The organism is Streptomyces sp. NPDC057249 (genome assembly GCF_042669245.1).
GTDB lineage: Bacteria > Actinomycetota > Actinomycetes > Streptomycetales > Streptomycetaceae > Streptomyces.
The window spans coordinates 54,062-65,437 of record NZ_JBHUXS010000017.1 but is presented as its reverse complement, the minus strand read 5'-3'; the positions used below and the strand labels follow the sequence as shown (position 1 = coordinate 65,437).

Below are 11,376 nucleotides of genomic sequence, written 5' to 3'. Positions count from 1 at the left end.
CGGGGGGGGCGCAGCTCACGGCGCGCGGGTACTTGGTGCTCGACAGAAAGTTAGTAACACCAGCTGGTCCATATGACGCGCAGGCGCCGGCCGGCCCCCCCCCGGGCGCCGCCCGACGGAGACCCCAGCACAGCAGAGGACCACCTGCACGAAGGGGAAGCCATGACAGCGACGACCGACGGAAGCACCGGGGCCGTTGACCCCCGCGCAGCCTCGGCCAGCAGAAAGACAACCGAATCGACGATCGCCGCGGACGGTGTACTGGCCGCCGCGCGGCGGGCCGCGGAGCGCTCGGTGGAGCACCTCCTCGGCAGGCAGGACGAGCAGGGCTGGTGGAAGGGCGACCTCGCCACCAACGTCACCATGGACGCCGAGGACCTTCTGCTCCGTCAGTTCCTCGGCATCCAGGACCCCGCCACGGTCCGGGCCGCCGCCGGGTTCATCCGCGGCGAACAGCTCGGCGACGGGACGTGGGCGACCTTCCACGGCGGCCCCGCGGACCTCTCCACCACCATCGAGGCGTACGTGGCGCTGCGGCTGGCGGGCGACCGGCCGGAGGACCCGCACATGGCGCGGGCGGCGGGCTGGGTCAGGGAGCAGGGCGGCATCGCCGCGAGCCGGGTCTTCACCCGGATCTGGCTGGCCCTCTTCGGCTGGTGGAAGTGGGACGACCTGCCGGAGCTCCCCCCGGAGCTGATGTTCTTCCCTAAGTGGGTCCCGCTCAACATCTACGACTTCGGATGCTGGGCCCGCCAGACCATCGTGCCCCTCACCATCGTGTCGGCGAAACGGCCGGTGCGGCCCGCGCCCTTCGCCCTGGACGAGCTGCACACCGACCCGGAGAACCCGAATCCGCCCAAGCGCCCCGCACCGGCGCGGAGTTGGGACGGGCTCTTCCAGCGGCTCGACAAGGCGCTGCACGTCTACCACCGCGTCGCACCGCGCCGACTGCGCCGGGTCGCGATGAACGCCGCCGCCCGCTGGATCATCGAACGCCAGGAGAACGACGGCTGCTGGGGCGGCATCCAGCCGCCCGCCGTCTACTCCGTCATCGCCCTGCACCTCCTCGGCTACGACCTCGAACACCCGGTGATGCGGGCGGGCCTCGAATCGCTCGACCGCTTCGCCGTGTGGCGCGAGGACGGCACCCGCATGATCGAGGCGTGCCAGTCCCCGGTCTGGGACACCTGCCTGGCCACCATCGCGCTCGCCGACGCCGGGGTCGCCCCCGACCACCCGGCGCTCGTGAAGGCGGCGGACTGGATGCTCGCCGAGGAGATCGTCCGGCCCGGCGACTGGGCGGTGCGCAGGCCCCAACTGCAGCCCGGGGGCTGGGCGTTCGAGTTCCACAACGACAACTACCCGGACATCGACGACACCGCGGAGGTGGTCCTCGCGCTGCGCCGGGTCCGCCACCCCGACCAGGCCCGGGTGAACGCCGCGATCGAGCGCGGAGTGCGCTGGAACATCGGCATGCAGTCCCGTAACGGCGCCTGGGGGGCGTTCGACGCGGACAACACCAGCCCCTTCCCCAACCGGCTGCCCTTCTGCGACTTCGGCGAGGTCATCGACCCGCCGTCCGCCGACGTCACCGGGCACGTGGTGGAGATGCTGGCCGTCGAGGGCCGCGCCGCGCACCCCGTCACCCGGCGCGGCATCGAGTGGCTGCTCACCGAACAGGACGCGGCGGGCGGCTGGTTCGGGCGCTGGGGCGTCAACTACGTCTACGGAACGGGGTCGGTGGTCCCCGCACTGACCGCGGCCGGGCTGCCCCCGTCGCACCCGGCGATCCGGCGCGCCGTCGAGTGGCTGGAGTCCGTCCAGAACGACGACGGCGGCTGGGGCGAGGACCTGCGCTCCTACACCGAGGAGAAGTGGATCGGCCAGGGGGCTTCCACCGCCTCCCAGACCGCCTGGGCACTCCTCGCGCTGCTCGCCGCGGGGCGGCGGGACACCGTCGCCGTGACCCGGGGCATCGCCTGGCTGACCGAGACCCAGCAGGCCGACGGCTCCTGGGACGAGCCCTACTTCACCGGCACCGGGTTCCCCTGGGACTTCTCCATCAACTACCACCTCTACCGGCAGGTCTTCCCGCTCACCGCGCTCGGGCGGTACGTGCACGGCGACCCGTTCGCGGGCCGCACCACGACGCGCGAGGGGGCCTGATGGGAGAGTCGGGGCCGGCCGCCCCGCTGCTGATCGCCTGCGCGCTCGGCATCGAACAGCTCGCCCTGCGCACCGGCAGGGGGAGGGCGCTGGACGCCCCGGAGCGGGTCACCGTGCTCCGCACCGGCATGGGCCCCAGGGCGGCCGAGACCGCCGTGGCGCGCGCGCTCGGGCGGGACGGCGGGGCGGCGGCGGACACCGCGGTCATCGCCTCGGGGTTCTGCGCCGGCCTCGCGCCCGGAATGCACCCGGGCGACCTGGTGGTGGCCGAGGAGACCCGGGCCGCCGGGGACCCCGTCCCGTGCACCGGTGCGGAGCTGCTGGCCGACGCGCTGGCCAGGGCCGTACCGGGGCGCACCGTACACACCGGCCCGCTCACCGGGTCCGACCATGTCGTCCGGGGACATGAGCGGGCCGAACTGCGGGCCACCGGGGCGATCGCGGTGGACATGGAGTCCGCCGCGACCCTGCGCACCGCCCTGCGGTCCGGGCCACGCCCGGTTGCCGCCGTACGGGTGGTCGTGGACGCCCCGGAGCATGAGCTCGTCCGCATCGGCACGTTCCGCGGTGGAATATCGGCTTTCCGCGTTCTCCGTGCCGTCCTGCCGGCTTTCTATGAATGGCACCGATCTTTGCTGCTCCCCAGGAGGTGAGCTAGATGGCCATGCCGCTTCGTCAGTCCATCAAGGTTGCGACGTACCTCATTGAACAAAAGCTCCGCAAGCGGGACAAGTTTCCGCTGATCGTCGAGCTGGAGCCGTTGTACGCCTGCAACCTCGCCTGCGAGGGCTGCGGGAAGATCCAGCACCCGGCCGGAGTCCTCAAGCAGCGCATGCCCGTGGCCCAGGCCGTCGGCGCCGTGCTCGAATCGGGCGCCCCGATGGTGTCCATCGCCGGCGGCGAGCCACTGATGCACCCTCAGATCGACGAGATCGTGCGCCAGCTGGTGGCGCGGAGGAAGTACGTCTTCCTCTGCACCAACGCGATGCTGCTGCGCAAGAAGATCGAGAAGTTCACGCCCTCGCCCTACTTCGCGTTCGCCGTGCACATCGACGGGCTCCGCGAGCGGCACGACGAATCGGTCGCCAAGGAAGGCGTGTTCGACGAGGCGGTGGCGGCGATCAAGGAGGCCAAGCGGCGCGGCTTCCGGGTCACCACCAACTCCACCTTCTTCAACACCGACACCCCGCAGACCATCATCGAGGTGCTCAACTTCCTCAACGACGACCTCAAGGTGGACGAGATGATGATCTCGCCCGCCTATGCGTACGAGAAGGCGCCCGACCAGGAGCACTTCCTGGGCGTCGAGCAGACCCGCGAACTCTTCAAGAAGTCCTTCGCCGGCGGCAACCGGAGCCGGTGGCGGCTCAACCACTCGCCGCTCTTCCTGGACTTCCTGGAGGGCAAGGCCGACTTCCCGTGCACCGCCTGGGCCATCCCCAACTACTCTCTGTTCGGCTGGCAGCGGCCCTGCTACCTGATGAGCGACGGCTACGTGCCGACGTACCGGCAGCTCATCGAGGAGACCGACTGGGACAAGTACGGCCGGGGCAAGGACCCGCGCTGCGCCAACTGCATGGCGCACTGCGGCTACGAGCCCACCGCCGTCCTCGCCACCATGGGCTCCCTGAAGGAGTCCCTGCGCGCCATGCGTGAAACCGTCAGCGGCAGCTGAGCCGCGACACCCGGCCGGGCTCCCGCGCGGAGCCCGGCCATCACCTTGAGCAGCAACAGGACCACAGAGAGGGGGCCCGGGCATGACGCTGCTGCAGAGCATCCGGGGGCCGCACGATCTGAAGGCACTGAACGCGTCACAACTCGGCGAACTCGCCGACGAGATCCGCACCTTCCTGGTGCAGGCCGTGGCCAGGACCGGGGGCCATCTGGGCCCCAACCTCGGGGTGGTGGAGCTGACCATCGCCCTGCACCGGGTCTTCGACTCGCCCGTCGACCGCGTCCTGTGGGACACCGGGCACCAGAGCTACGTGCACAAACTGCTCACCGGACGCCAGGACTTCTCCAAGCTGCGCGGCAAGGGCGGGCTCTCCGGCTACCCGTCCCGCGAGGAGTCCGAGCACGACGTCATCGAGAACTCGCACGCCTCCACCGTCCTCGGCTGGGCCGACGGACTCGCCAAGGCCAACGAGGTCCGAGGCAGGAACGACCACGTCGTCGCCGTCATCGGGGACGGGGCCCTCACCGGCGGCATGGCCTGGGAGGCCCTGAACAACATCGCAGCCGCCAAGGACCGCCCGCTGATCGTCGTCGTCAACGACAACGAGCGCTCCTACGCGCCCACCATCGGCGGCCTCGCCCGCCACCTGGCCACCCTGCGCACCACCGACGGCTACGAGCGCTTCCTCTCCTGGGGCAAGGGCCTCCTGGAACGCACCCCCGTCATCGGACAGCCGCTGTACGGGTCGCTGCACGGGGCCAAGAAGGGCTTCAAGGACTTCGTCGCCCCGCAGGGCATGTTCGAGGACCTGGGGCTGAAGTACATCGGCCCGGTCGACGGACACGACACCGCCGCCGTCGAGGCCGCCCTGCACCGCGCCAAGGGATTCCGGGGCCCCGTCCTCGTCCACTGCATCACCGAGAAGGGGCGCGGTTACGCCCCCGCCCTGCGCGACGAGGCCGACCGCTTCCACACCGTCGGCGCGATGGACCCCCTGACCTGCGCCCCGCTCGTGCCCGCCGCCGGCCCGTCCTGGACCTCCGTGTTCGCGGACGAGATCGCGGCGATCGGAGCGGAGCGCCCGGACGTCGTCGCGCTCACCGCCGCGATGCCGGGCCCGGTCGGGCTGACGAAGTTCGCCGAGGCGTTCCCGGACCGCGTCTGGGACGTGGGCATCGCCGAGCAGCACGCGGCGGTCAGTGCCGCCGGGCTCGCCACGGGCGGCCTGCACCCGGTCGTCGCGGTCTACGCCACCTTCCTCAACCGGGCGTTCGACCAGCTCCTGATGGACGTCGCCCTGCACCGGTGCGGGGTCACCTTCGTCCTGGACCGGGCCGGCGTCACCGGGCCCGACGGGGCCTCGCACAACGGCATGTGGGACCTGTCCGTGCTCCAGGTCGTGCCGGGGCTGCGGATCGCGGCCCCGCGCGACGCGGACCGGCTGCGCGAAGAGCTGCGCGAGGCGGTCGCCGTGGACGACGCGCCGACCCTCGTGCGGTTCCCGAAGGAATCGGTGGGCGACGCGATCGAAGCGGTCGGCCGGACCGGCGGGATGGACGTGCTGCGGCGCGACGAGGATGCCGACGTGCTCCTGGTCGCCGTCGGCGTGATGGCCTCCGTCTGCCTGCGCACCGCCGAACTGCTGTCGGGCGCCGGCATCCGCTGCACCGTGGTGGACCCCCGCTGGGTCAAACCGGTGGACGCGGCGCTGCCGCCGCTCGCCGCCGCGCACCGGCTCGTCGCGGTGGTCGAGGACAACAGCCGGGCCGGGGGCGTCGGTTCGGCGGTCGGGCAGGCGCTCCGGGACGCGGGGGTCGACGTACCGCTGCGCACCTTCGGCATCCCCGAGCAGTTCCTCGCGCACGGCAAGCGGTCCGAGGTACTGGCCGACATCGGACTCACCCCGGTCGAGATCGCCGGCCGGATCAGCGCCGTCACGGCCGCCCGGAAGGCGGCCGGCGGCACGGGGCACGACGCCCCGGGCAACGGGCACAAGGAGAGCGGGGCATGAAGGACGACGGGCCCAAGGGCTTCGATCTGGCGCGGCTTCTCGCCGAGCGCGGCGCCGAACGCTACGAGCTGCACAGCAAGCACCTCAACCACCAGCTCCCGCGCATGCTGCACACCATCGGCTTCGACAAGGTCTACGAACGGGCCGAGGGCGCGCACTTCTGGGACGCGGACGGCAACGACTACCTGGACATGCTCGCCGGGTTCGGCGTCATGGGCCTGGGCCGCCACCACCCCGTCGTGCGCAAGGCCCTGCACGACGTCCTCGACGCCTCGCTCGCCGACCTGACCCGGTTCGACTGCCAGCCGCTGCCCGGGCTGCTCGCCGAGAAGCTGCTGAGCCACAGCCCGCACCTGGACCGGGTGTTCTTCGGCAACAGCGGCACCGAGGCCGTCGAGACGGCCCTCAAGTTCGCCCGGTACGCCACCGGCCGGCCCCGCGTCCTGTACTGCGACCACGCCTTCCACGGGCTGACCACCGGGGCGCTCTCGGTGAACGGCGAGGGCGGGTTCCGGGACGGTTTCGCCCCGCTGCTGCCCGACACCGCGATCCCGCTCGGCGACCTCGCCGCACTGCGGCGCGAGCTGAAGAAGGGTGATGTGGCGGCCCTGGTGGTGGAGCCGATCCAGGGCAAGGGGGTGTACGAGGCGCCGCCCGGCTACCTCCGCGAGGCCCAGGAGTTGCTGCGCAAGCACAAGGCCCTCCTCATCGCCGACGAGGTGCAGACCGGCCTCGGCAGGACCGGGGACTTCTACGCGTACCAGCACGAGGAAGGGGTGGAACCGGACCTCGTCTGCGTCGCCAAGGCGCTTTCCGGCGGCTACGTCCCGGTCGGGGCGACGCTCGGCAAGGACTGGATCTTCAAGCGCGTCTACTCCTCGATGGACCGGGTCCTCGTCCACTCCGCGAGCTTCGGCTCCAACGCCCAGGCCATGGCGGCCGGGCTCGCGGTGCTGTCGGTGATGGAGGACGAGGAGACCGTCGCGCACGCGCGCCGCACCGGCGACCTGCTCCGCGAACGGCTGTCCGCGCTCGTCGGGCGCTACGAGCTGCTGCACGAGGTGCGGGGGCGCGGGCTGATGATCGGCATCGAGTTCGGCCGCCCCACCTCGCTGAAGCTGCGCAGCCGGTGGACGATGCTCCAGGCGGCCCGCAAGGGCCTCTTCGCGCAGATGGTCGTCGTGCCCCTGCTCCAGAAGCACCGCATCCTGACCCAGGTCTCCGGCGACCACCTGGAAGTGATCAAGCTGATCCCGCCACTGGTCATCGACGACGCGGACGTCGACCGGTTCGTGGAGGCGTTCACCGCCGTCATGGACGACGCGCACAGCGGCGGGGGACTGATGTGGGACTTCGGACGGACGCTGGTGAAGCAGGCCGTCGCCAACCGCTGAGGAGTTTTTGCCCCTGAGGCAAGTTATTTGCCTCAGGGGAAAGAATTTGGCCCAATGGAGGCATGAACCCTCCGGACGACCTGGCGGCCGGCGAGCTGCCCGGTGTCGCGCCACGCCTGCGCGATCTGCGCCGAGGCCGTGGTCTCACCCTGGAGACCGCGGCCCAGCGGGCCGGGCTCTCGCCCGCCCACCTCTCCCGGCTCGAAACGGGCCGGCGCCAGCCCTCGCTGCCGATGCTGCTCCAGCTGGCCAGGATCTACGGTACGACGGTCTCCGAACTCCTGGGCGAGATGCCCCCGGAACGTGACGCGATCGTCCGCGCCCGCCCCTTCGAGGGCACGGCCGCCGACGGCTGGACGTACCAGCAGGCCGGCGGCTCCGGCCGGGCGATGCAGGCGCTGCGCGTCCGCGTCCCGTACGGCGCCCAGGGCGACCTGGTCCGGGTCCACCCCGGCGAGGAGTGGCTGTACGTCCTGACCGGCCGCCTCCGGGTGACGCTCGGCGAGACGGTGCACGACCTCGCGCCCGGGGACGGCGCGCACTTCGACTCGCTCACCCCGCACCGGATCGCGGCCCCCGACCCCGAGGGCTCCGAACTGCTCTTCGTCCACACCCTGCTGCAGAGCCCCGCCGCCGACCTGTGCCTCGGCGGCGCGGTCCACCGCGGCTGAGACGTTTCCGCCGCCGGACCCCCGGCAGCCAGAGAGGCCAGTCATGTCCGATTCAGAGCATTACGACCCGCTCACCCCGGCCCCGCGCCCCGGCGCCGACACCCAGGAGAGGAAGATGCCGCGCGGGCTCGTCATCCGGCTCTTCGCCTATCTCGTGGCCGGACACGTCATCGCCGCGTTCCTGTATCTGCTCTTCGCGGTCGGCATGCACAACCAGTAGGCCGGGCCGGCTCAGCACTCGTCGAGGAGCCGTTCGCGCAGCCGCTCCCGGGTGGCCGGCGTCAGCTTCAGGCCCTCGGCCAGGTAGCCGTCGGTGCCGCCCCAGGTCTCGTCGATGGCGGCGAAGGCCGCGGCAAGGTAGTCGGGCTGGGCGCCGAAGAGCGGGTTCAGCAGCTCCAGCACCTCCGGGGACATCCCGGCCGCCGAGGTGTCGCTGCGCCGGATGCGGTAGCGGCGGTGCGCGTCGTTCGACTTGAGGTAGTCCGCCTCGATGGTGTCCCGCCCGACGCCCACCGCCAGCAGCGTCACCGCGATCGAGAGCCCGGCCCGGTCCTTGCCGGCCGCGCAGTGCATCAGGGCGGGCACGCTGTCCTCGGCCAGGGCGTGCAGCACCCGGCTGTGCTCGGCGGTGCGCTCCAGGATGATCGAGCGGTACGAGGCGACCATGCGGCGGGTCCCCTTGCCGTCGGCCAGGATCGAGCGCAGGTCCGCCAGGTCGCCGTCGCGCACCATCCGCCAGAACTGCGCCCCGTCCGCCGGGTCGCTGAGCGGGATGCTCACGTTCCGTACGCCCGGCAGCTCGATGTCCAGGCCGTCCAGCTTGTGGTCCGCCGCGTTGCGGAAGTCGAAGACCGTGTGCAGGCCGAGCCCGCCGAGGAAGGCCGCGTCCTCGGCCGTGGCGTGCGCCAGGTGGCCGCTGCGGTAGAGACGGCCGTGCCGTACCCGGCGGCCGTCGGTGGTGGGCAGGCCGCCCAGGTCGCGGAAGTTGCGGACGCCGGTGAGCACGGGCTCCGTCGGCGGGGTCTGCGGCAGCTGCTGCGTCACGGTCACTCCTGGAGGCTCTGCCCCGGCGCGTGTCGCCGACGGGCCCTCGACCGCGACGATACGACATCGGTTCCGGGTGCATTCGTCTCGGTCGGCACCGCCGGATTCCGGGCAGGCACCGTTGCCCCGCCGCTCCGGACGGTCGATGATGTGCGGACCTGTGGGAATCCGTCGAGGGTGTGCGGACGGGGGCGCGATGATCGAGACCGGCGACCGGATCTGGCTGCTGACGGGGGCGGGCGGGAGCTACGCCCTGCGTCTCACCGAGCGGCACGAACTGCTGCACCTGCACTGGGGCCCGCGCATCTCCCTGGCCGCCGCCCAGGCTCTGGCCGCGGCGCCCGCACCGCCCGACCGGGGCTTCGAGTCCCCGCTCGACGGCCGTGAGGAGTACCCGGTGGAGGGCGGCCCCCGGTTCGTCCGCCCCGCCCTGTCGGTGCGCACCGAGGAGGTGCGCGGCACCGCGTGGGTCTTCGCCGGCGACGCGGTGGACGGCGACGAGCTGCGGCTCTCCTTCGACGACCCGGTGCACCGCCTCGCGATCACGCTGCACTACCGGATGCGGGACGACTCCGACGTCGTCGAACGCTGGAGCACGCTCACTTGCACCGGGCCGGACGGCCCGCCCCTGGAACTGCTGCGCGCCGACGCGGCGGCCTGGGCGCTGCCCGCCCGCGACGGCTGGCGGCTCAGCCGGCTGCACGGCCGCTGGGCGGCGGAGACCCAGCTGGAGCGCACCGAGCTCGCGTACGGGGAACACCTGCTCTCCAGCCGGCGCGGTCACACCGGCCACCAGGGCCTGCCCTGGGTCGCCCTCGACGCGGACGGCGCCGCCACCGAGGAGACCGGGGAGGTCTACGGCTGCGCGCTCGGCTGGTCCGGCTCCTGGCGCATCGCCGTGCAGCGGCTGCCCGACGGGCTCGTCCAGATCACCGGCGGCGCCGGCCACGACGACTCCGGGCTGCTGCGGCTCGCGCCGGGGGAGTCGTACACCAGCCCGGTCTTCGCCGGGCTGTGGAGCCCCGGCGGCTTCGGCGGGGCGAGCCGCGCCTGGCACGCCTGGCAGCTCGCCCATGTCGTCCCGGACGCCTCCGAGCCGCGTCCGGTGCTCTACAACTCCTGGGAGGCCACCGGCTTCGACATCGCGGAGGACCAGCAGCGGGCGCTGGCCGAACGTGCCGCCGCGATGGGCGTCGAGCTGTTCGTCGTCGACGACGCCTGGTTCGGACAGCGGGTGAGCGACCGGGCCGGGCTCGGCGACTGGACGCCGAACCCGGAGCGCTTCCCCGACGGCCTCGGGCCGCTCGCCCGCCATGTGCACGGCCTCGGTATGAAGTTCGGGATCTGGGTCGAGCCGGAAATGGTCAACCCCGACAGCGATCTCTATCGCGCCCACCCCGACTGGGTCCAGCACTTCCCCGGCCGGGCACGCACCGAATTCCGCAATCAGCTGGTCCTCAACCTGGCCCGCCCCGATGTGCGGGCGTACCTGTGGGAGAGCCTGGACGCCCTGCTCTCCGGCACGCCCGTCGACTACGTGAAATGGGACTTCAACCGCTGCTTCTCGGACGCCGGCTGGCCGGGCGCCGACTACCCGCAGCGACTGTGGACCGAGCACGTGGACGGCCTCTACGAGCTGATCGACCGGCTGCGCGCCGCCCACCCCGGCGTCGCCTTCGAGTCCTGCTCGGGCGGCGGTGGCCGGATCGACCTCGGCATCCTCTCCCGTACGGACCAGGTCTGGACGTCCGACAACACAGACCCGCTGGACCGCCTCGCCATCCAGGACGGCTTCGGACAGATCCACCCGGCGCGCGTGATGGCGGCCTGGGTCACCGACAGCCCGAACGTGCAGCTGAACGGCCGCCGCTCCTCGCTGCGCTTCCGGTTCGTCAGCGCCATGGCCGGGGTGCTGGGGATCGGCGGGGACCTCACCGAGTGGGGCCCGGCCGAGCTGGACGAGGCGCGCGGGTGGGTGGAGCTGTACAAGGAGATCCGCCCGGTCGTGCAGCTGGGCGACCTGTACCGGCTGCGCGCGCCGGGCCCCGGGCTCAGCGCCGTGCAGTACGTACGGGGCGCGGACACCGTCGTGCTGGCGTGGCTCCACGCGCAGCGGTACGGGGAAGAACCGCCGGCGCTGCGACTGCGCGGGCTCGACCCGGAGGCGACGTACACCTGCCTGGACACGGGGGCGGTGCACCACGGGTCGGTGCTGACGCATCACGGGCTGCGGACGGGGCTGCGCGGCGACCTGGACGCGCAGGTGGTGCGGCTGCGCCGCGGATGACGGCCATGCCATGTCCGTATTGATGCGTTATGGCCAAACTGCCCCGGTTGTGCGGGGGATGATCACCCGCTCGTGAGCGGGATCATATCCGTGACGGTGTGTGGTGACGCCCCGGCCGGGTAGTCCCC

At 72.1% G+C, this 11,376-nt stretch carries 9 protein-coding genes; 8 read left to right on the top strand and 1 reads right to left on the bottom strand.

The window, feature by feature from the left end:
- Positions 1 to 162 precede the first annotated feature (162 nt).
- The 7 genes from shc to ACFUJY_RS27360 all read left to right on the top strand — a co-directional run bounded on the left by shc (position 163) and on the right by ACFUJY_RS27360 (position 8,137).
- Positions 163 to 2,166, top strand: a complete 2,004-nt coding sequence (gene shc, locus ACFUJY_RS27390; protein ID WP_383304538.1) for a squalene--hopene cyclase — start codon at positions 163 to 165, stop codon at positions 2,164 to 2,166.
- Complete coding sequence (locus ACFUJY_RS27385) at positions 2,166 to 2,819, top strand: 1-hydroxy-2-methyl-2-butenyl 4-diphosphate reductase (RefSeq protein ID WP_383304536.1); 654 nt, start codon at positions 2,166 to 2,168, stop codon at positions 2,817 to 2,819. The genes shc and ACFUJY_RS27385 overlap by 1 nt, the downstream gene beginning before the upstream one ends.
- A gap of 5 nt (positions 2,820 to 2,824) precedes the next feature.
- On the top strand, positions 2,825 to 3,841 hold the full coding sequence (gene hpnH, locus ACFUJY_RS27380; RefSeq protein WP_383304534.1) for an adenosyl-hopene transferase HpnH: 1,017 nt from the start codon (positions 2,825 to 2,827) through the stop codon (positions 3,839 to 3,841).
- Positions 3,842 to 3,923: 82 nt separating this feature from the next.
- Positions 3,924 to 5,852 carry a 1-deoxy-D-xylulose-5-phosphate synthase gene (dxs, locus tag ACFUJY_RS27375; RefSeq protein ID WP_383304531.1) on the top strand — a complete coding sequence of 643 codons (1,929 nt, stop codon included), beginning with the start codon at positions 3,924 to 3,926 and terminating at the stop codon, positions 5,850 to 5,852.
- The gene (locus ACFUJY_RS27370) at positions 5,849 to 7,246 is read left to right on the top strand and encodes an aspartate aminotransferase family protein (RefSeq protein WP_383304529.1); all 1,398 of its coding nucleotides are present in this window, start codon (positions 5,849 to 5,851) and stop codon (positions 7,244 to 7,246) included. Before dxs ends, ACFUJY_RS27370 begins: the two co-directional genes overlap by 4 nt.
- Positions 7,247 to 7,308: 62 nt before the next feature.
- The gene (locus ACFUJY_RS27365) at positions 7,309 to 7,917 is read left to right on the top strand and encodes a helix-turn-helix domain-containing protein (protein WP_383304527.1); all 609 of its coding nucleotides are present in this window, start codon (positions 7,309 to 7,311) and stop codon (positions 7,915 to 7,917) included.
- Positions 7,918 to 7,960: 43 nt separating this feature from the next.
- Positions 7,961 to 8,137: a DUF6126 family protein gene (locus ACFUJY_RS27360; protein WP_199879078.1), complete on the top strand. Its 177-nt coding sequence runs from the start codon at positions 7,961 to 7,963 to the stop codon at positions 8,135 to 8,137.
- Between the two features lie 11 nt (positions 8,138 to 8,148).
- On the opposite strand, the gene ACFUJY_RS27355 is transcribed toward ACFUJY_RS27360, so the two are convergent.
- Entirely contained in the window at positions 8,149 to 8,961 is an 813-nt protein-coding gene (locus ACFUJY_RS27355) for a tyrosine-protein phosphatase (protein WP_383304525.1), read from the bottom strand.
- Between the two features lie 196 nt (positions 8,962 to 9,157).
- Between ACFUJY_RS27355 and ACFUJY_RS27350 the strand changes: the two genes are divergently transcribed.
- Positions 9,158 to 11,248, top strand: a complete 2,091-nt coding sequence (locus tag ACFUJY_RS27350) for an alpha-galactosidase (protein WP_383304523.1) — start codon at positions 9,158 to 9,160, stop codon at positions 11,246 to 11,248.
- Positions 11,249 to 11,376: the final 128 nt, after the last annotated feature.

Coding starts and splice junctions, on each gene's coding strand:
- hpnH (WP_383304534.1), top strand. CDS start 2,825: ATGGCCATGCCGCTTCGTCAGTCCATCAAGGTTGCGACGTACCTCATT.
- shc (WP_383304538.1), top strand. CDS start 163: ATGACAGCGACGACCGACGGAAGCACCGGGGCCGTTGACCCCCGCGCA.
- ACFUJY_RS27350 (WP_383304523.1), top strand. CDS start 9,158: ATGATCGAGACCGGCGACCGGATCTGGCTGCTGACGGGGGCGGGCGGG.
- ACFUJY_RS27360 (WP_199879078.1), top strand. CDS start 7,961: ATGTCCGATTCAGAGCATTACGACCCGCTCACCCCGGCCCCGCGCCCC.
- ACFUJY_RS27370 (WP_383304529.1), top strand. CDS start 5,849: ATGAAGGACGACGGGCCCAAGGGCTTCGATCTGGCGCGGCTTCTCGCC.
- ACFUJY_RS27385 (WP_383304536.1), top strand. CDS start 2,166: ATGGGAGAGTCGGGGCCGGCCGCCCCGCTGCTGATCGCCTGCGCGCTC.
- dxs (WP_383304531.1), top strand. CDS start 3,924: ATGACGCTGCTGCAGAGCATCCGGGGGCCGCACGATCTGAAGGCACTG.
- ACFUJY_RS27365 (WP_383304527.1), top strand. CDS start 7,309: ATGAACCCTCCGGACGACCTGGCGGCCGGCGAGCTGCCCGGTGTCGCG.